We start from the raw sequence: 20,358 nt of genomic DNA on the forward strand, positions 1-20,358 counted from the left end.
CGCCCGGACCGCCTCGGGGGGAGCCGGACACGCGCGGGACGACACGCCGGGCGGACTTGACCCTGTTGTGTGAGCTGGGTCACAGTGGCTGCGGGCGGGGGTAGCCGGCAAACAGTGGCCACCCACAGCTGGGTGGACTGACCAACGCGGCCAGACCGTCAGGACCGGCCCCCCGCCCCACATCCTCGTCGCCGGCGGGCGGTCCCGCACCGTCGCGCCGTCCTGCGCAGCCCCGGCCTGCCGTGCCCCGGCCTCTCGTGCCCGGCTCCTCGTGCCCGGCTCCTCGTGCCCGGCTCCTCGTGCCCGGCCGCTCGCCCCGGTGCGCCTCCCGGCGCGGGGGCGCCGCGTGCCCGGCCGCATCCCAGCCCTGAGGTGTCCCTCCCGCGGTCCTACGTCTGTGAGTGCAGGGGCACTCACAGACGTAGGACCGCGGGGTTTGGTGCACGGGTGGCTACCTGTGACGCTCAGCCGGTGGGTCCGGCGCCGCCCTCGTCCGGGACCTGCTCGGCGGCCGGGCCGGGTGCGCCCTCGGGTCCCGGCGCGGGCTCGGGAGCGGGTTCCGGCTCGGGAGCGGGCGCCGGCTCCGGGGCGGGAGCGGGCTCCGGCACCGGCTCGGGGGCCGGGTCGGGCGCGGGCTCCGGGGCGGAGGCGGGCGCGGGCGGCGGCGCGGGCGCTGGCTGGGGCTCCGGCTCCGGCTCCGGCTCGGGCGCGGGCTCCGGTGCGGAGGCGGGCGCGGGCGGCGGCGCGGGCGCGGGCTCCGGTGCGGAGGCGGGCGCGGGCGGCGGCGCGGGCGCTGGCTGGGGCTCCGGCTCCGGCTCCGGCTCCGGCGCGGGCTCGGGGGCGGGCGGCGGCGCGGGCGCGGGGGCGGGCGGCGGCGCGGGCGCGGGCTCGGGCTCCGGCGGCGGGGGCGGCGCCCAGCGGGCCCCGTTGCTGACCAGCACGGTCACCGGCCGGTTGCTGTCGACCAGGGCACCCGGCGCCGGGTCCACGCCGACGACGACGCCGGGCGGCCGGCCGCTGTCCACGCGCACCAGGTTCGCGCTCAGCCCGGAGGAGGACAGCAGCGCCCGGCAGCGGGAGGACCCGGAACCCACGCACCCGGGCGGCAGGGACTGCTTGTTGCCCTCCACGTAGAACGGGTCGGCGGGCGCGAACGGCACGGGCTCGCGCTGGGAGAGGATCGGGGCCAGCGCGTCGTGCCAGATCGTGGCGCCCTTGCCGCCGCCGAACCCGCCGACGTCCCGGTTGGCCACCGGGTCGTAGACCATCACGCTCGCCGCGATCTGCGGCGTGTAGCCGACGAAGGCGATCGAGTAGTTGTCCTGCGTCGTCCCGGTCTTGCCGGCGATCTGGTGCCCCGGGATGTAGGCCCGCCGGCCCGTCTGGCCGGGGAACCCGGGCTCGACGTCCTTGCGCAGCGCCTGGTTGAGCGTGTTGGCCAGCCCGGCCGGCACCACCTCGGGGGTGCAGCGGTCCGGGATGAGCACCGGCGAGCCGTCCTCGCGGGTCAGCGGCTGCCCGTACCGGTCGAGGATCTCGTCGACCGGGGTGGGCGAGCAGTGCGTGCCGCTGGCGGCCAGCGTGCCGTAGGCGTTGGCCAGCGCCAGCGGGCTGGTCGCCTCGGCCCCGAAGGTGAACGAGCCCCGGTTCTCCGCCTTGACCTGCTCGGCGACCGGCTCCAGCGAGGTCAGCCCCAGGCGCAGCGCCATGTCCACCGGGCCGGTGACGCTGCCCAGCCGGTCCTCCAGGGCGAGGAAGTAGGTGTTGGACGACATGTAGAGCGCGCGCTCCATGTCGAGCGTGCTCGGGTACCGCCCGGCGTTGCCCACGTCGTAGGGCGCGTCGCCGTCCCGGTAGACGGTGGACTCGTACGGGTCGTCGGTCGTGATGACGTGGTCGAGCCCGAAGCCGGCCTCGAGCGCGGCCGCGGCGGTGAACACCTTGTACGTCGAGCCGGCCCCCTGGCCGGCGGCCGTGGCCAGGTTGACCGTGGTCTGGGCCGGGTCGGCCTCGTCCAGGCCGTACCGGCGGTTGACCGACATGGCCAGCACCCGGCCGGAGCCCGGCTCGACCGCCGTGTAGATCGCGGCCAGCGGGTCCCCCTCGGGCACCGAGGCGCGCACGGCCGCGTCACCGGCCTGCTGCATCGCCGGGTCGATCGTCGTGCGGATGGTGAGCCCACCGGTCTCGATCTCGCGCATGCTGAGGCCCAGCGTCCCGGTGAGGTACGAGAGGACGTAGTCGCAGAAGAAGCCGCTGACGGCGGCCTCGGCGCACCCGCGCGGCGGCCCCTGGCCGGGGGTGAGCACCACCGGCGCGGCCTGCGCCTCGGCCGCGGCGGCCGGGTCGACCATGCCGAGGTCCAGCATCCGGCCGATGACGACGTCGCGCCGCGCGGTGGCCACGTCCGGGGCGACGAACGGGTCGTACTGCGTCGGGCTCTGCACCAGCCCGGCGAGCGTGGCCGCCTGCGCGAGGGTCAGCGCGTCCGGCGTGGTGTCGAAGTAGGTCTCGGCGGCCGCGTGCACCCCGTAGGCGCCGGCGCCGAAGTACACCCGGTTGAGGTAGCGGGTGAGGATCTCGTCCTTGGTGTAGCGCTGCTCCAGGCCGAGGGCCAGCTGCGCCTCGTCCAGCTTGCGACCCAGGGCCTCCGCGGTCGCCGCCTCGCGCTCCTCCGGCGACTCCGCCGACTGCAGCCGGATCTGCTTGACCAGCTGCTGGGTGAGCGTGGAGCCGCCCTCGACCACCGTGCCGGCGGCCAGGTTGCGCACCAGCGCCCGCATCAGGCCCTCGCCGTCGACACCGGAGTGCTCGTGGAAGCGGGCGTCCTCGATGGCGACCAGGGCGTCCTTCATCACCGGGGCGATCGCCTCGCTGGGGACCACGGTGCGGTTGCGCCGGTACAGCTCGGTGATCAGCGTGCCGTCGACGGCCAGGACCCGCGTGTTGCCCGGCGGCGTCCGGTCGAGCAGCTCGGCCTCCACCGGGTGCAGCACCCCCGCGGTGTCGCGCGTGGCCAGGCCCGCGCCCGCGACCAAGGGCAGCGCCAGCGACGCCGCCAGCGCACCGGCCAGCACCACCGCCACCGTCAGCCCGAGGAGCGCCCGCAGCCGGCGCCGCCGGGACCGGTGGTCGGACTCGACGCCGGGGACCGGCAGACCGGGGGGACGGGGCACGCAGGAACCTCCTGGAGACGGGACGGGCCGGTTCCACGTTCCCCGCGGGCACCGCCCCGGCCACGCCGTTCATGGATTCGTCACGTGACCGCAAAGTGGCCCCGGGGGCGCGGTCCGGCCCCCGGAGGGCTCCTCGCCGGGTGGCCGGGTGGCCGCCGACCCCGCCGTCCTCACCGACCGCGTGCCGGGCGAGGGGCGCCGCCTGCGTCCGCCCGCTGCCGGCCGGGCGAGGGGGGCGAGGCGCAGGAAGCTTCCCCCCGTCAGCCGGCCGCCGACGGGGGGAGGGCTTCCTGTGCCGGGGACAGCCGCGGCGGGCGGTGTCAGGGCCGGGCGACCAGGACCGGGACCTCGTCGGGCGCCGGGCGCGGGGCGGGCACCGAGGGGGCCGGCTCGTGCTCCAGCCTCGGCAGCCAGCGCAGCCACCGCGGCAGGTACCAGTTGGCGTCGCCGAGCAGCTGCATGACCGCCGGCAGCAGCACCGCGCGGACGACGGTCGCGTCGAGCAGCACCGCGATCGCCAGCCCCAGGCCCACCTGCTTCATCGAGGTCATCGACAGCGCGACGAAGCAGAGGAAGACCAGCACCATGATCCCGGCGGCGCTGGTGACCACCCCGGCGGACGACGTGATGCCCGAGCGGACCGCCTCCCGGGTGGGCAGGCCGCGGTCGTGGCCCTCCCTGATCCGGCTGAGGATGAACACGTGGTAGTCCATCGACAGCCCGAACAGGATCACGAAGAGGAACAGCGGGATCCAGTTGACGATCGGACCGGTGGAGTCCAGGCCGATGAGGTCGGCGCCCACGCCCTCCTGGAACACCAGGACCAGCGCGCCGTAGGCGGCCGCCACCGACAACAGGTTCAGCACGATCGCGGTGACCGCGGCCACCACCGACCGGAACGACCCGAGCAGCAGCAGGAAGGCCAGCAGCAGCACGAACCCGAAGACGTAGGGGGTCCGCTCGGCCATGAGCTCCTCGAAGGCCACCGAGTAGGCGGTGTTCCCGGCGGTCACCGCGGTCACGCCGTCCAGGGCGCCGACCGTGGCCGGCACGACCTCGTCGGTGAGGGTGACCAGCGCGTCGCGGGAGGCCTGCTCCTCGCCGTCCCCGACCAGCGGCACCGAGACGACGGCGACCTGGCCGTCCGCGCTGGTCTCCACGGTGATCGGCTCGTTCATCCGCCCGGTGGCCAGGGCCGCCGTCCGCAGGTCGGCGATCGCGGTCTGCACCTCGGGCGTGGTGACGTCGGCGGCCTCGACGACCACCTCGGCCGGGTCGGAGCCGCCGGGGAAGGCCTCGGCGATGCGCTCGTAGGTGCCGATCACGGCCAGCTCCTGCGGCAGGTCGGTGATGCCCTCGTTGCGCAGCGACAGGCCGAGCGCGGGGACGGCGAGGCCGGCCAGCAGCGCGGCGGAGACGACCGCCGAGACCAGCGGGCGGCGCAGCACCACCCCGAGCACGGCCGGCCAGAACCGGCCCTCGACGGCGCCCCGGCGGCGCAGGAACGGCAGCCGCCCCTTCTCCACCCGGTCGCCGAGCCAGCTCATCAGCGCCGGCAGCACGGTCAGCGAGCCGAGCACGGAGGTGGCGACGACCAGGATCGTGGCGATGCCCATGCCGGTGAAGACGGAGAAGCCGGTGAGGAACATGCCGGCCATCGCCAGCACCACGGTGATGCCCGAGATCAGCACCGAGCGGCCCGAGGTGGCGGCGGCGACGTCGAGCGCCTCGGCGGCCGAGCGCCCGCGGGCCCGCTCCTCGCGCTCCCGCTTGAGGTAGAAGAGCGAGTAGTCCACGCCGACGGCCAGGCCGACGAGCAGCATGACGGTCTGCGCGTTGCCGTCGACGTGCCAGACCTGGCTGACCAGGCCGAGCAGCCCCAGCGCCCCCGCGAACGCGGTGAGCGCGAACACCAGCGGCAGCACGGCCGCGACCACCGCGCCGAAGGTCAGCAGCAGCACCGACAGGATGATCGGGATCGACAGGTACTCGGCCCGCTGGAAGTCGTCCTCGAGCGCCGCGTCGAGCGCCAGGCCCGCGCTGGTGCCGCCGAACTGCTCGACCCGCACGCCGGCGTGGTCGGCGGCGACCGCGGCGACGGCGTCCTGGACCGGGCCGATGCGGTCCTCGGCGGTCTCCGGGTCGCCGCGGATGTCGAAGGTCACCAGCGCCGAACGCCCGTCGGCCGACACCAGCGGCGCGCCGGCGAGCGGGCTGACCACGTTCTCCGCCTCCGGCGTGGCCTCGAGCGCGGCGACCACGTCGGTCAGGGCGGCGGTCGCGGCGGCCTCGGTGGCGCCGTCCTCCCGCTGGACGAGGACCATCTCGGCGGCCGGCTCCTCCCAGCCGTGCTCGTCGAGGATGCGCTGCGCCTGGGCCGGGGCACCGACCAGCCGCTCGGCGTCGGTCAGCTCGCCCTGCGGCAGCACCCCGCCGAGGACGACGGCGGCGACCACGAAGGCCAGCCAGCCGAGGATCGCGGTCTTCCGGTGCCGGGCGCTCCAGCGGCCCGTGCGGGCGGCGAGGTTGCCGCGTCCGTCCACGGTGGTCTCCTGTCGGTCGGCGGGCCCCGCGGGCCCGCGGCGGTGCACGGTGTCGTCGTCGAATCTGCTGGTCGGCGGGGTGGGAGCCCATCCCGCCAGCTGGCCGGGTGGGTGTCGGGGCAGCCCGACAACCGGCCGCGGCGAGCCTCCCGGCGCCGCCGGTCGCGCCACCATCGGGGAGCGCACCCATCCGCCCCTGGTCCTGCGGTGGGGGGAGCCCCTGCCCCGGCCGCGAATAGCGCCTCGAGCAGGACGTCGGTGGCGCCGTCCTGCTCCACGAAGCCGGCCGCACCGGCGGCCAGCGCGGCCCCGCGGACGCCGCCCGCGGCGCTCATCGCCACCACGCGGACCGCGGCCCGGGCCAGCCGGGCGAGCAGCGCCAGCCCGGTGCCGGCGTCGGGCAGGTGCACGTCGAGGAGCACCACGTCGGTGCGGCGGCCGGGGTGCGCGGGTCCCACGGAGGACCGGACTCCGGCTCGGTCATCCCGCCCCCTGGCCTCGGCCGGATGACGTAGCCGCAGGAGGCGCGCCGCCGCCCTAGCCGGGGGCGAGTTCGGCAGCAGGGTGTGGCAGATGTGCGTCATCCCGCCTGGTTCTGCTCACCGGACGGGGTGGCGGCAGAACACCCGGCCTGCGCCCGCAGGGGCGCGCTGGCCCGCTCCGGCTCAGCGCCATCGGCTGCCGTTCCACGCGGCTCACCAGGGTTGACCCGCATCGTCGGACGTGGAGCCGGGTCACAGCGCGGCTCCACGTCGGGCCGCGCGGCTCGACCCGCGCCGGAGCGCGCCGACGTGCGCACGCAGGATCACACCTTGCTGCCGAACTCAGCCGGGGGTGGGCGCGCCGCCGAGATCCCCGGCGGCGCGCACGACCTCGGCATCCAGCAGCCCGAGGCCGTCGCGGCCCGGGTCGCGGAGTTCCTCCGCGGCCGGCTCAGGCCGGGACGTACTCGGGGTCGCGCTGGCCCATCCGGTCGACGGCCCGGGACCGGGAGCGCTGCGCCCGGGGGGCCCAGCCGGTGGCGGCCGCCAGCCCGGCGACCGGCATGTTGCCGTAGAGCGACTCGACCGCCCCCGCGGGGACGGCGTAGGTCTCGTGCCAGAGGCCGACGTCGGCCGTCCCGGCGCCGCGCCGGTTGAACGCCGCCCACGCCGGGGCGTGGGAGAGCCGGCTGTCCCGGGCGTAGGCGCCGAGGTCCTCGACGGAGCGCCAGTACTGGACGAGGAGGAAGTCCCGCCCCGACCAGTACGACCGCGGCGGGGCGAGCAACCCCGATCCCGGCCGCCCGGCCAGTTCCCGCAGCATCCGCGGCATCGCGACGAACACCGGCCACCAGCTCCGCACCCTGCGCCACCGGTTGACGCGCATGCCGATGAGGAAGACGACGACCTCCCCGTGGGGGGTCGCGGCGAACTGGCCGCCGACCACGCCTGCCGGGGCGTTCTCGGCAGCTCCGACGTAGGGCCGGGGCACGGGGATGGTGGTGGGCACGGCAGCCTCCTCGGCGAGCGGGTACCGGTCCACCCCACCCCGCCCCGGGCCGGCTCCGCATCGGGGGACACCCCCGAGGTCTCAGCCGAGCACCCCCGGCAGTTCCGCCCGGGAGGTGATCCCGAGCTTGCGGTAGCACGCGGACAGGTGGACCTCCACGGTCTTGACCGTGACGAAGAGCGCCTGGGCGATGTCCCGGTTGGCCAGCCCCTCGGCGGCCAGCCGGGCCACCCGCCGCTCGCTGACCGACAGCGCCTCCGGCCCCGTGCACCGGACCGTGCGGGGCCGCGCGCCGGTCGCGGCGAGCTCCTCACCGGCCTGCGCCACCAGGGCACCGGCCCCGCAGCGGGCGGCCAGGTCCTGCCCCTGCCGCAGCGGTCCGCGGGCGTCGGCCCGCCGGTTGGACCGCCGCAGCGCGGCACCCAGCTCGACCAGCGCGCGGGCGTGCTCCAGCCGCGCCGGCGTGGCGGCGAGCACCTGGGCGGCCTCGGCGAGGCCGGCCGGGTCCCCGGCGAGCTGGGCGGTGGTGCGCAGCGCGATGCCGAGGGCGACGTCCGCGCCGTGGCGCCGGGCGGTCCGCAGCGCCTCGCCGGCCAGCTCCCCGGCCTGGTCGTGCCGCCCGAGGGCGTGGGCGGCCAGCGCCGCGTCGGTCTGCCAGGGCAGCAGCCCGGGGTGCCGCCAGCCGCGCGTGGCCAGCCGGGCCCCGGCCGCCAGCAGCGCCTCGAGCGCCTCGGCCGGCCGCCCCTGGGCCAGCCGCAGCCGGCCGAGGGCGGCCAGCAGGTTGACGTGCGCCGACGGTCCCGGGCGGCCGAGCCGGTCGAGCTCCTGCTGCGCGGCGGCCGTCCGGCCGCACTCGACGAGGACCGGTAGCAGGCTGCCCAGCAGCAGCGGCTCGGGGGCGCCGACGCCGGCCTCCCGGGCCAGGTCCTGGGAGAGCCGGACGTCGGACTCGGCGTCCAGCAGCGCGCCGAGCCGGCGGCCCATCTCCGCTCGCGAACCCAGGGCCGCGCCGAGCTCCACCAGGGCGCCGCGGGCTCGGGCCTCGGTCACCGCGGCGTCGGCCGCGCGGAACGCCGCGTCGATCTCGCCCGCGGCGGCCAGCACGGGCGCGGCGAGGTACAGCACGCCGGTCACGAACGAGCCGTCCGCCGTCCGCCCGATGCCGAGCAGCGCGGCCCGCGCCCGCGCCACCGCCTCCGCCGCCCGGCCCGGCTCCTGCACCAGCTCGGCGGCGGACGACGCCAGCAGGATGCACCCGGCCACCGAGTCGGGACCGGCCTCCGGCAGCAGCCGGGCCAGGCGGCCGAGCGCATCGGCCCGCGTCTCCGGCCGGGACCTCGCCAGGCCCACGTACTCGGCTTCCAGCAGCAGCCGCACCTCCGGGTCGACGTCGGGGGCGGCATCCGTCTCGGCCACCGCCCGCTGCAGCACCGCGAGCGCGCGGGGCAGCTCCCAGGCGGTCTCCAGCCCCCGGGCCAGGCGCAGCGCGACCCGGGCCCGGTCGGTGGCGCCGGTGGTGACCCGGAGGGCCGCCTGCAGCCGGTCGAGCCCGGCCGCCGGTCCGAGGTGGGTCTCCGCCGCGCCGAGCTCGAAGAGCACCGCGGGGCGGACGTCGGGCGACGGCGGCTCGGCCAGCGCGCGGGTCAGGTGGCTGACGGCCGACCGCGGCGCGCCCTGCGCCAGCGCGTCCCGGGCGGCGTCCCGCAGCCGCTCGACGACCCAGTCGTCGCGCAACGGGGGGATGGCCAGCAGGTGCGCCGCGACCGCCTGGGCCGGGGCGCCGTCCGCGGCCAGCTCGGCGGCCGCGGTCCGGTGGGCCGCGTGCCGCTCGGCGGCCGGCATCCGCTCGGCCACGACCTGCCCGAGCAGGGGGTGGGGGAAGGCCGGGGGCGGGCCGGGCACGACCAGCTCCGCGGCGGCCAGCCGGTCGATCGCCTCGGTCACCACCGCCGGCGCCAGGCCGGCCACGGCGGCGAGGTGCCGCAGCTCCGCCCCCGGCCCCAGCACGGACAGGGCCCGGGCCACCGCCCCCGCCGGGCGCGGCAGGTGCCGAAGTCGCGGCAGCACGAAGGCGGCGACGATGGCCGGCGCCCGGTCGTGGACCGCGCCGGTCGACGCCTCGTCCGGGGCCACGCCGGCCTGGCGCAGCGACCGCGCGAGCGTGCCCAGGAGCAGGGGGTTGCCCGCGCACACCTCGTGGCAGGCCGCGGCGAAGGCCGGGGCGACCGGGCCGCCGAACACGCGGGCGACGACCGTCGCGGTGGCGGCGGCCGACAGCGGGGCCGGGCGGACGAGCGTGGCCGCCACGTCCGCGGCCAGCGCGTCGAGCAGCTCCCCGGCCTCCCCGCCCGGCTCGCCGGGCCGGCGGGTGACCAGCAGCAGGACGGGGAGGTCCGCGATCCGGTGGGCGACGTGGTGCAGCGCCCGCAACGACGGCACGTCGGCCCAGTGCCCGTCGTCGACGGCCACGAGCAGCGCCCTCCGCTCGGCCAGGCCGGCCAGCAGCCAGTAGATGCCGTGCAGGGCGGCGAAGGTGGGCGAGGGTGCGGTCTCGACCGGCTCGAGCACCCGGCCGGCCAGCGCTGCGGCCCCGTCGAGGAGCACCGCCCGCTCCTCCGGCCCCGCGGCGCGCAGCACGGGCTCGAGCAGGTCGCGGACGACGCCGAAGCCGTACTCCCGCTCGAGCGGGCTGGCCCGGGCGAGGAGCACCCGGAACCCCAGCTCCTCCGCGCGGACCCGGGTGGCGTCGAGCAGGCTGGTCTTGCCGATCCCGGCCGGCCCCTCGATCACCAGCGCTCCGCCGCGGCCGGCCGCCGCGGCGGCCAGGACCGCCGTCACCGCGCCGAGCTCGGCGCTCCGCTCCAGGAGCGGCTCGGCGGCGGCTGTGGCGGCCGTACGGGTCATCGACCCAGAACGCTAGGGGCGATCCCCGACGTGGGACAGGGGCGTCGTCGCGTGGACTGGCGGCATCGTCCCGCCCCGTCCGGAGGCCGTCATGCCCCTGCACTCCCCGCTGACCCCCGTCGACGTCCCGGACGTCGACCTGCCGACGTTCCTGCTCGAGGGGGCTTCCGCCCGCGGCACCCGGCCCGCCTACGTGGACGGGCCCACCGGGCGCACCCTCTCCTTCGCCGCGCTCGGTGCGGCGGCCCACCGGTTCGCCGCCGGCCTGGCCGCGCGCGGCTTCGGCCGCGGGGACGTGCTGGCGGTCCTCGCCCCCAACCTGCCGGAGTGGCCGGTGGCGATGCTGGGCGCCCAGCTGGCCGGCGGCGCGATCACCCCGGTGAACCCGCTGTGGACCCCGGAGGAGATCGCCGCCCAGCTGCGCGGGTCCCGCGCCCGGGCCGTGGTCACGGTCGGCCCGTTCGTCGCCGCGGCCCGCGCGGCGGCACCGGGGCTCGAGGTGGTCGTCGTGGGGGAGGCCCCGGCGGGGACGACGCCCTTCGCCGCGCTGGTGTCGACGACCGCCCCGCCCCCGGACGTGCGGATCGACCCGGCCACCGACGTGGCCGTGCTGCCCTTCTCCTCCGGCACCACGGGGCTGCCCAAGGGGGTACGGCTGACCCACCGCAACCTGGTGGCGAACGTGGTGCAGACCCGCGCGGTCCTCACCCCGGCCCCGGACGACGTGATGATCGGCCTGCTGCCGTTCTTCCACGCGGCCGGGTTCTGCTCGTCGATCTGCCTGACCCTGCGGGCCGGGGCGACGGTCGTGACGCTGCCGCGGTTCGACCTGGAGGCCTGCCTGCGGCTGGTCGAGGCCCACCGGGCGACGCTGCTGCCGGCCGCGCCGCCGGTGGTGCTCGGGCTGGCCCGCTCCCCCGCCGTCGACCGGTACGACGTCTCCTCGCTGGAGCTGGTGATCTGCGGGTCGGCGCCGCTGCCCGGGGCCCTGGAGAGCGAGTGCGCCCGCCGGCTGGGCTGCACGGTCGGGCAGGTGTACGGCCTGACCGAGACCAGCCCGGTCCTGTCGATCTCCCGCCGGGACGGCGCCGGGCACACCCCCGGCGCGGTCGGCACGCTCGTCCCCTCGACCGAGGTGCGCCTGGTCGACCCGCTCACCGGCGCGGAGGTGCCGGCCGGGACGACCGGCGAGCTGCACGTGCGGGGCCCGCAGGTGATGGCCGGCTACCTGGACGACCCGCCGGCGACCGCCGCCGCGATCGACGCCGAGGGCTGGTTCCGCACCGGGGACCTGGGCACGGTGACGGCGGACGGCGAGGTCGTCGTGGTCGACCGGGTCAAGGAGCTGATCAAGGTCAGCGGGTTCCAGGTCGCCCCGGCCGAGCTGGAGGCGCTGCTGGTCACCCACCCCGCCGTCGCCGACGCCGCGGTGGTCGGCCGTCCCGACGAGCGGACCGGGGAGCGGCCGGTGGCCTACGTGGTCGCGCGCGGCCCGCTGGACCCGGCCGAGGTGATCGGCTGGGCGGCCGAGCGGACGGCGGGGTACAAGCGGCTGGCCGAGGTGGTGGTGGTCGAGGCGGTGCCGCGCTCACCGGCCGGCAAGGTCCTGCGCCGGGTGCTGCGCGACCGCGCGGCGGCGCCGGTGTGACCCCGGTGCCGCCGGGGGTCAGCGCCGGGCGGGGGCGCCGGGCGGGGTGCGCGGGTGCGGCACCGCCGGCCCGGCGGGGGCGCCGGGCACCAGCCCCTCGCGGACGGCGTACGTGGCCGCCCGGGTGCGCGAGGCCAGCCCGAGCTCGGCCGGGATGTCGCTCACGTGGGTGCGCGCCGTCCGCTCGCTGACCCTGCAGCGGCTGCACAGCCGGCCCTGGATCTCCGGCAGGTGCGCCCGCCGGTCGCCGTCGCCGTCCAGGAAGAGCTCGGTGGCCGAGCGGGCGGCGTCGAGGACGGCGTCGCGCCGCCGCAGCTCCTGGGCCGGGCCCTCGGTCACCGGCGGCACCCGCTCACCCGTAGCGACGGCCGCGTGCATCGAGACGACATCGACCGCAACTCGTGGTGTCGGGCAGCCCGGCGCGCAGCTGCTGCGCCGCAGCCCCGGATGGGTGCACGATGCCGCCGGGACCCGCTCCGGGAGGCGCCGCGGGCCCGGCCGGCGGCGGGAGGGCCGGGTGAACCTCGAGAAGGTGGTGTTCGGCTTCTTCGTCGTGCTCGCCGCCACCCTCAACTTCGGCTTCTTCCTCGGCGACATCGACGACCCGACGGTGCACAACCGCTACGAGCTGTTCGCCGCGGTCGTCGTCAACCTCATCGCCACCGTGCTCAAGTTCGGCGACCGCACGCAGATCGGCGCGGTGCACCTGGCCACGAGCCTGGTCGCCGACCTCCAGCTCATCGCCGCCGCCCTGGTGCTCGGCTACGCCACCTACGTCTCCACCGCGGGCCTGACCCCCGCCACGACGGCGAGCGTGGTGTCGCTGTCCGGAGGCGCGCTGCTGGCCAACCTCGTCTCGGTCGTGCTGCTGGTCGTGGAGACGGTGTCGTTCCACCGCGGGTGATCGGAGGGGTGTCGTGGGCAATCCCCTGCTGCTGTTCTGGTGGCGCCTCGTGCGGCAGGAGGACGACCGCCCGCCGGCCCGCACCTCCCGGCTGCTGGCGTCCGCCGCGTCGGGCACCGAGGCGTCGGCCCCGGTGTTCCTCGTGCTCCGGCGGATGCGCGCACCCCTCATCGTGCTGATCGTGATCTTCGCCGTGAGCGTGCTCGGCCTGACCCTGGTCCCCGGCGAGGACGCGGCCGGCCGCCCGTACCGGATGGGGTTCTTCGACGCGTTCTACGTGATGAGCTACACCGCGACGACGATCGGCTTCGGGGAGCTCCCGCACCCCTTCACCCCCAGCCAGCGGATGTGGGTGACGGTCTCGATCTTCCTGAGCGTGATCGGCTGGGCGTACGCCATCGGGTCGCTGCTGGCCCTGCTGCAGGACCGCGCGTTCCGCGCGGCGCTGGCCCTCCAGCACGTCACCCGCAAGGTCGGCCGGCTGGGCGAGCCGTTCCTCCTGCTGGCGGGTTACGGGCGTGCCGGGGAGCTGCTCGCGCACGCGCTCGACCGGCTCGGCCGCCGCTTCGTGGTGCTCGACCGCGCACCGGAGCGGATCGACGACCTGGAGCTGGACTCCTTCCACGCCGACGTCCCGGCCCTGGCCGGTGACGCCCGGGATCCGGGCCACCTCGCCGTCGCGGGCCTGGGCTCCCCTTCGTGCGAGGCGGTCGTGGCGCTCGCCGACGACGACGAGGCCAACCTCACCGTCGTCATGGCCGCGGCCCTGCTCCGCCCGGACCTGCCGGTGATCGCCCGCGCCACGTCCCCGGCGATGGCCGAGCGGATGCGGGCCTTCGGCGACCCCACCGTGATCAACCCGTTCGACCGGTACGGCGACCACCTGTGCCTGGCGCTGCGCGCCCCGGCCACCTACCAGCTGCTCACCTGGTTCGAGGGCGGGCCGGGCGCGGGGCTGCCCGCCCGCGGCCGCCCGCCGGGCGGCGGCCGCTGGGTGGTCTGCGGGTACGGCCGGCTGGGCCGGTCGCTGGCCGCGGACCTGCGCACGCAGGGCCTGGCGGTCACCGTCGTCGACCCGGCCCCGGGCGCGGCCGACGAGGACCTCGTGGTGGGCGACGGCGTCGACCCGGACGTGCTGGCCCGCGCGGGCCTGGCGACCGCGGTGGGCTTCGTCGCGGGCACGGACAACGACGCCACCAACCTGTCCCTGGTGGCCGCAGCCCGCCGGGGCAACCCGGGGCTGTTCGTCGGCGCCCGGCAGAACCGGTCGCCCAGCGCCCCGCTGTTCGCCGCGATGGGGGTCGACGCCCTGCTCGTGCCGACCGAGGTGGTCGCCCGTGAGGTGTACGCGCAGCTGGCCACCCCGCTGCTGTGGCGCTTCCTCCGGGAGATGCCGCGGGAGGGGGACGCCTGGGCGGCGCAGCTGATCGAGCGCCTCACCGATGTGTGCGGCCGGCACCTGCAGGCCCTGTGGACGGTGCCGCTGACCGCGCAGGCGGCTCCGGCGCTGACCGGGTGGCTCGCCGCCGGCGGCGCCCGCCTCGGGGACCTGCTGCGCAACCCCGAGGACCGCGACCGGCCGCTGCACGCGCTGGTGCTGCTGGTCCTCCGCGACGGGTCCGCCACCCTGGCGCCCGGCCCGGGATTCGTGCTCGCCCCGGGGGACGAGCTGCTGCTGGCCGGGTGGGCCGCCGCCCGCCGCGCGCTCGCGACCACGCTCGCGGTGGACGCCGTCCGGGAGTACGTGGTCACCGGGCACCGGGTGCCGGCCGGCTGGGTGTGGCGCCGGCTGAGCCGCGACGCCCGGCCGGACCCGCGGACCTCCCCGGACCGGTCCGGCGTCCCCCGCTGAACCCCGGTGGCCAGCGGTGCGCCGGCGCCGGGACCTGAACCCGTCCGGCGAGTGCGTCGTCAGCCGGCGAGCAGGTCGTCCAGCACATCCGGGCTCGAGATGAACCCGTACTCGGCGGTCAGCTCGGCGAGGCGCCGGAGCTGGTCCTCGTCGATGGTGGGATCCCAGCCGGGCAGGGTGACCTCCTCACCGATGCCGTCCGGGAGGTCGAGGTACTCGTCGAGGGCCGCACGGGCCTCGTCGGGGTTGTCCGTGGCGTAGCGCAGGGACTCCTCGAGCGCCTCGGTGAAGCGCTGGGTCACCTCGGGCTGCTCCTGGGCCTGGGTCTCGGTCGTGAACCACCCCGCGAAGGGAGCACCGGCGTTCATCGCGGCGTAGCTGACGGGCAGCGGGCGGGCGCCGTCCCGTGCCGCCAGCGTGGTGAACGGCTCGGCCATCACCGCCGCGTCCACCTGCCCGCCGGTCAGGGCCGACGGCATGTCGGGGATCGCGATCTCCACGAACTGGACCTGGTCGGCGTCAACGCCCTGGGCGTCCAGCGAGGCGCGCACGGCGACCTCGGTGATGCCGGCCAGGGTGTTGATGGCGACCCGCCGGCCCACCAGGTCCTCGACCGTCCCGATGGACGCATCGGTGGCCATCATCTGGCCGGACCCGTCGTCGAGCACGTCCTCCGACGCGCGCGCCCCGATGGCGACCAGGTCGAGCGGCAGGCCCCGGTCGCGGGCGATGAGCATGCTCACGATGTTGGAGAAGCCGAACTGGTACTCACCGGCGACGACGGCCGGCACGATCGCAGCTCCCCCCTGGGCCTGCTGCGTGCTCACCTCGATCCCGCGGTCGGCGAAGAAGCCCTGCTCGATGCCCAGGTACAGCGGCGCGACGTCGATGATGGGGATGATCCCGACCGTGACCTCGGTCAGCTCCTCCGGGGAGGCGGCGTCCGGCTGGGCGCCGTCACCGCAGGCGGTGGGCCCGAGAAGTGCCAGCACCGCCAGGGGGGTCAGGACCACGGATCTCGCGCGACTGCGCCGGGGCATGGTGCTCCTCTCCCCCACCACGTGCGGGCGGGCCGGAGTCACCGATTGTCACCAGACCGCGCGGGCGCGGTCGCGGCCGCCCGCGCTTTCCACCCGATCGTGCGGCCCCCGGGGGAACGCACCGTGGTCAGCGGACGGCGGCCAGTCGACGCACGACGGCCTCGGCGGCCAGCCTCGCCGCCTCGGCGAACAGGTGGTCGCCCTCGGCCGCAGATGCCGCGGCGGGGTCCCCGAGATAGCCCTGCGGCGTGGTCCGTCGGGCGTGGCCGGCTCCTCGACGCCACACGGCCAGGTCAGCGGCACCGAGCCCGGTGGGCCGCAGCGTGCGCCGGGTCTCCTCACGGACCAGGTCCGGGCAGCTCACCATCATCATGGCGCTCTCCCAGCGACCGGCGTGGACGTCGATCCCGGCTCCGGCCCGGGCGGGGCGTTCGCCCGCCGGATCGGTGACGGTGAGGTGCGGGTCGTCGGGGGACAGCCCCAACCGTGCGACCAGCGCGGGGTCGGCGACGAAGCTGACGTCGACGCCGGTCCGCTCAGCGGCGAGCCGGGCACCGGCGTGCACCGTCTCGTTGTGCAGCGCGTCCCCGTGGCCGGAGAAGCAGAAGACGGACCCGAAGCCGTCGCGTGCCATCCCGGCGACGAGGTCGGCCATCACCTCCCGGATGATCTCCGGGCGCACCGAGTACGACGCCGGGAACCCCGCCGAGACGACGTTGACCCCCCAGTAGAACGGTGGCACGACGAGCGCCTCGACACCGCGGCCGGCGAGGGCCGCACGCACCTCCTGGAGGTGCGCCGACGGGAGGTAGACGTCGGTGCCCGTCGGCAGGTGCGGGCCGTGCTGCTCGAGGACGCCGAACGCCCACAGCAGCACCGCCCCCCTCCGGGCGGCCCGTTCCACCTCGTACCAGGTCAGCTCCGCCGTGGTGCCCCCGAAGACGTCGACGGTGCCGGCACGAGCCCCTCGACCTGCGTGCTCGGCGGTCATGGCGGCTCCTCGCTCGTCTCGGGTCGGCCGAGCGGGCACGCTAGCAAGCGCGTCGCAAGCCGTCGCCGCACCTGCCTGCGCGCGGTCCACGCGCCCCCGCTCGGGTCGGGCCGGCGTCGGGGTCAGGGCGCCGTCCGGGCCAGCACCGCGGCCCGGCCGCTGACCTCGGGTGTGCGGGGCAGCACCGTGCGGACGTAGGACCGCGCGGCGGCCGCCGTCCCCACGTCGCCGCCGGCCTGCTCGGAGAGGAACCAGCGGTGCTCCAGCACCTCGTGGAACAGCTCGGCCGGCGCCAGCCGCCCGGCGAGCTCCGGCGGCGTCGCCGCCACCACGGGCGCCCACACCTCGGCCAGCCAGCGCTGCCCGGCGACCTCCTCGGGCACGGGCACGCCGGCCCGCCGCTCCAGCTCGGCCCGGTGGCGGTGCAGGTCGTGCAGCAGCCGGCGGGCCTGGTTCTCGCCGACCTCCAGGCCGGTGAGGCGGGCCAGCTCCCGCCGGTGCCGGTCGGGCCCGGAGACGCGCGTGCGCACGCGCAGCCGGCTGCCGCCGGGGCCGGTGACCAGCTCCACCTCGCCGGCGTCGAAGCCGAGGTCGCCCAGCTGCCGCACCCGCTGCTCGACCTGCCGGCGCGGGTCCTCGGGTGCGAGCGGCTCGTCGCGGGTGACCTCCGCCCACAGCGCGTCGTGGGCCACGCGCAGCCCCTCGGCCGTCGTCACCGGGTCGACGCCGGCCGGCAGCAGCCCCCGGGCGGCGAGGTCGGCCAGCTCGGCGGCGACCCGCTCCACGGCCAGGGCGACGTCCGCCCGTCGCTGCTCGGCGGTGAGGACGGGGTGCCGCTCCGCGGTCTCGGCGTCCACCAGGTGCGCCGCGGGCCTGCCGGCGTCGGCGCGGAAGAGGGTGTTCGACAGCGAGCAGTCGCCCCACACCACCCCGGCCAGGTGCAGCCGGACCAGCAGGGCGGCCACCGCCTCGAGCAGCTGGGCCACCGACGGGCTGCCCAGGGCGACCCGGCCGGAGGAGAAGAGGTAGCGGGAGGAGACCGACCAGTCGAGGTAGCGGGTGACCAGCACCGCCGGCAGCCCCTCCCCCCGGTCGACGCAGACCCCGAGCACCTCGACGGCGGGCAGGCCCTCCTCGGCGAACCCGGTGAGCAGGGCGTACTCCCTGCGGGCCAGCTCCTCCGGCATCTCCTTGAGCGCGTAGGCCGAGCGACCGCCCGCGGCCGTGTCCCCGGCGTGGTCCGCGGCGACGAAGCGGACGACGTGCCGGGACACGCCGCGCTGCGGCACGTCGAGGACGAGGTCGCCGGGCCAGTCGGCGAGCGGGCGGGCCCACGGCAGCGCCAGCAGGCCGGCGGCTGCGGCGGCCGGGGGGCGGAACAGGAAGCGCATGGCGGACCTCGCGGGCGACGGTGGCGGACGGCGACGTGCGCACCACGGCGTGCGGTCGGGCGAATGCTGCCAGTGGCGGACCGCGGCACGGGGCGTTTCGGTCGCCGATTCGTCATGACGTCTGTCTCACCCGGGGGCCGGGTGGAGTCCCTCGTGCGAGGGGGCCTCGCACGATGGACTCCGCTCACCGGTGCTGCGGACGACGAAGGGCCCGCCCTCCACGTGGAGGACGGGCCCGCCGTCTGCGCGTGCACCCGAAGGGATTCGAACCCCTAACCTTCTGATCCGTAGTCAGATGCTCTATCCATTGAGCTACGGGTGCGTGCTGTTCAGTTGTCGTGCGCGGAGGCTCCGGGATTTGAACCCGGGATGGGGGTTAACCCAAACCGCATTAGCAGTGCGGCGCCATAGACCGGACTAGGCGAAGCCTCCCGGGGTCCGAGTCCCCCCGGAACCACCGAGGACAGAGACTACCAGCGCCCCGGGAGGGAGTCGCAGCCCGGCCCCGCCCCCCGCGGTCGTTCAGGCCGCGACCGGCTCGGCCGCGCGCCCGGCGGCCCGCGACCCGCGCCGCCGGCCCGGCACCAGGGTGAGCCCGACCGCGGCCGCCGCGCCGGCCGTGGCCAGCAGCAGGCTGCCGTCCACCCCGGCCCGGGTCTCGATCAGCGCGCCGCCGACCGCGGCGCCGACCGCCGAGGCGCCCGTGGCCATCGTCGACAGCCAGGTGAACGCCTCCGTGGTGGCGTGCCGGGGGGCGATGACGCCGACCAGCGAGTTCTGCACGGTCAGCGTCGGGGCGATCGCCGTCCCGCCGAGGAACAGCAGGGCGCCGAGCACCCACGGGCTCGAGGCCGCGGCCAGCGGGGCCAGGCCGATCGTCACGCCGAGCAGCAGCCACCGGTACTGGCGCGGGAGCGAGGCGCTCACCACGCGGGCGCCGAACCACAGCCCGCCGGCCACCGAGCCCAGCGACCACAGCGCGAGGAGCACGCCGGAGAGCCCGGGCGAGCCGACCTCGTCGGCGAACGCCGGGATCGCCACCTCGAGCGCGCCGAAACCGACCATGAGCGCCGCCCCGCTCGCCAGCACGCGCGGCATGCCGGGCGCCAGCACCGTCGCCAGGGGCCCGGAGCGGTGCACCGCGGGCGTCGGCGCCCAGGAACGCAGGGCCCGGACCGTGGCGATGCCGACCGCGCCCGCGGTCGCCAGCACGCCGGCCAGGCCGACCGCCCAGGCCGGCCCGACCAGCACGGCGAGCGCGGCGACGAGCGTGGGGCCGGCGACGAAGACCAGCTCGGTGCCCGTGGCGTCCAGCGCGAAGGCGCTGGAGCGCACCCGCGGGTCGACCTGCGACCACAGCGCGCGCACCGTGCCCGACACCAGCGGGGTGGCCGCGCCGGCCAGCGCCGAGGCGGCCAGCACCAGCGGGGTGGGGGCGGCCCCCAGCACGGCGGCGACGAGCAGCCCGAGCGCCAGCGGGTACACCCCGGCCTGGGTCAGCAGCACCGGGCGCGGCGAGCGGCGGTCGGCCAGCCGGCCGAGAACCGGCGCCATCCCGGCCATGGCGAGGCCGTAGGTGGCCGCCGCGAGGCCGGCCAGGGCGTAGGAACCGGTCTGCTGCTGCACCATGAGCAGCAGCGCGAGCGGCACCATGGCGGAGGGGAGTCGGCCGGCGAACCCGGCCCCGAGCAGCACCGGGGCCGACGGCAGGCGCCAGACGGCGAGGTACGAGCGCACGACGGGTCCACTTCACGAGAAGGCGGAAGAGTAGGGGGTCAAACTCCGTTGACCCCCTACAAGTTAGGGACGGGAAGGTAGGCAGTCAAATGTGTGACGCTACCTACAGCCCCGTCGTGCCCCGGTAGGGGGTCCGGCGTGGACTACGACACCTTCGGCTCGAACGCGGTCGAGCTGGCGATCGACCTCGCCAACACCGGGCGGGACGCGCCGGACTGGGCCGCGCGGTTCCTCCGTGGGCACGACGAGTGGTTCGAGGGCACGACGGACTTCACCCTGTCGCCGGGCGAGACCGCCCGCGCCGGGGAGACCGCCGACCTGGTGCGGGCGGTGGCCCTGGCCGGCTCGCGGCAGGAGGTCATGGACCGGCTCAACGCCCTCCTGGCCCGGGCCCGCCCGCGGCCCTACGCCACCGACCACGACGGCGAGCTGCACCTGCACTACGCCCGGCCGGACGCCCCGCTGCTCGAGCAGCTGACCACCACGGTCGCCATGGGCCTGTCGCAGGTCGTGGCCCAGCACGGCTGGCAGCGGCTGGGCGTCTGCTCGGCCGAGGGGTGCGAGGACGTCTACGTCGACACCTCGCGCAACGCCAGCCGGCGGTACTGCTCCAACACCTGCGCCAGCCGCTCCACCGTCGCGGCCTACCGCGCCCGCCGGAAGGCCTGAGCGGCGTGGATT

At 76.9% G+C, this 20,358-nt stretch carries 13 protein-coding genes and 2 tRNA genes; 4 read left to right on the forward strand and 11 right to left on the reverse strand.

From position 1 onward, the window contains the following. Positions 1-464: 464 nt before the first annotated feature. From D0Z06_RS06875 to D0Z06_RS06895, 4 genes are all read right to left on the reverse strand, one after another. Positions 465-3,176 carry a penicillin-binding protein gene (locus D0Z06_RS06875; protein WP_117376606.1) on the reverse strand — a complete coding sequence of 904 codons (2,712 nt, stop codon included), beginning with the start codon at positions 3,174-3,176 and terminating at the stop codon, positions 465-467. Positions 3,177-3,496: 320 nt separating this feature from the next. Next, a complete protein-coding gene (locus D0Z06_RS06880) occupies positions 3,497-5,719 on the reverse strand; it encodes an MMPL family transporter (protein WP_117376607.1) in 2,223 nt (740 codons plus the stop codon). Between the two features lie 933 nt (positions 5,720-6,652). Beyond that, complete coding sequence (locus tag D0Z06_RS06890) at positions 6,653-7,210, reverse strand: DUF4188 domain-containing protein (RefSeq protein WP_233517506.1); 558 nt, start codon at positions 7,208-7,210, stop codon at positions 6,653-6,655. 81 nt (positions 7,211-7,291) lie between these two features. Continuing rightward, on the reverse strand, positions 7,292-10,114 hold the full coding sequence (locus D0Z06_RS06895; protein ID WP_117376609.1) for a helix-turn-helix transcriptional regulator: 2,823 nt from the start codon (positions 10,112-10,114) through the stop codon (positions 7,292-7,294). Positions 10,115-10,205: 91 nt separating this feature from the next. On the opposite strand from D0Z06_RS06895, the gene D0Z06_RS06900 reads away from it, so the two are divergent. Beyond that, positions 10,206-11,762, forward strand: coding sequence for an AMP-binding protein (locus D0Z06_RS06900; protein ID WP_117376610.1), 1,557 nt, complete (start codon positions 10,206-10,208; stop codon positions 11,760-11,762). 18 nt (positions 11,763-11,780) lie between these two features. Here the strand turns inward: D0Z06_RS06900 and D0Z06_RS25675 are convergent, their stop codons facing one another. Further along, positions 11,781-12,101 (reverse strand): response regulator transcription factor, encoded by a 321-nt coding sequence (locus D0Z06_RS25675; RefSeq protein WP_199522172.1) that lies wholly within the window; start codon positions 12,099-12,101, stop codon positions 11,781-11,783. Between the two features lie 178 nt (positions 12,102-12,279). Between D0Z06_RS25675 and D0Z06_RS06910 the strand changes: the two genes are divergently transcribed. Together D0Z06_RS06910 and D0Z06_RS06915 are read left to right on the forward strand one after the other, a co-directional pair. After that, the gene (locus D0Z06_RS06910; RefSeq protein ID WP_117376611.1) at positions 12,280-12,666 is read left to right on the forward strand and encodes a DUF6394 family protein; all 387 of its coding nucleotides are present in this window, start codon (positions 12,280-12,282) and stop codon (positions 12,664-12,666) included. Between the two features lie 13 nt (positions 12,667-12,679). Next, entirely contained in the window at positions 12,680-14,518 is a 1,839-nt protein-coding gene (locus tag D0Z06_RS06915) for a potassium channel family protein (RefSeq protein ID WP_199522173.1), read from the forward strand. A 59-nt stretch (positions 14,519-14,577) separates the two neighbouring features. Here the strand turns inward: D0Z06_RS06915 and D0Z06_RS06920 are convergent, their stop codons facing one another. The 6 genes from D0Z06_RS06920 to D0Z06_RS06945 all read right to left on the reverse strand — a co-directional run bounded on the left by D0Z06_RS06920 (position 14,578) and on the right by D0Z06_RS06945 (position 19,677). Then, complete coding sequence (locus D0Z06_RS06920) at positions 14,578-15,531, reverse strand: ABC transporter substrate-binding protein (protein WP_199522174.1); 954 nt, start codon at positions 15,529-15,531, stop codon at positions 14,578-14,580. 154 nt (positions 15,532-15,685) lie between these two features. Next, the gene (locus D0Z06_RS06925) at positions 15,686-16,549 is read right to left on the reverse strand and encodes a creatininase family protein (protein ID WP_117376613.1); all 864 of its coding nucleotides are present in this window, start codon (positions 16,547-16,549) and stop codon (positions 15,686-15,688) included. 122 nt (positions 16,550-16,671) lie between these two features. Beyond that, positions 16,672-17,940: a DUF4032 domain-containing protein gene (locus D0Z06_RS06930; protein ID WP_117376614.1), complete on the reverse strand. Its 1,269-nt coding sequence runs from the start codon at positions 17,938-17,940 to the stop codon at positions 16,672-16,674. Positions 17,941-18,189: 249 nt separating this feature from the next. Next, a tRNA-Arg gene (locus D0Z06_RS06935) sits at positions 18,190-18,262 on the reverse strand. A gap of 21 nt (positions 18,263-18,283) precedes the next feature. Continuing rightward, positions 18,284-18,372, reverse strand: a tRNA-Ser gene (locus D0Z06_RS06940). Positions 18,373-18,462: 90 nt separating this feature from the next. Then, positions 18,463-19,677 (reverse strand): MFS transporter, encoded by a 1,215-nt coding sequence (locus tag D0Z06_RS06945; RefSeq protein ID WP_117376615.1) that lies wholly within the window; start codon positions 19,675-19,677, stop codon positions 18,463-18,465. 138 nt (positions 19,678-19,815) lie between these two features. Between D0Z06_RS06945 and D0Z06_RS06950 the strand changes: the two genes are divergently transcribed. Further along, positions 19,816-20,346, forward strand: coding sequence for a CGNR zinc finger domain-containing protein (locus D0Z06_RS06950; RefSeq protein WP_117376616.1), 531 nt, complete (start codon positions 19,816-19,818; stop codon positions 20,344-20,346). Positions 20,347-20,358: the final 12 nt, after the last annotated feature.

The organism is Geodermatophilus marinus (assembly GCF_003428645.1).
Lineage (GTDB): Bacteria > Actinomycetota > Actinomycetes > Mycobacteriales > Geodermatophilaceae > Geodermatophilus.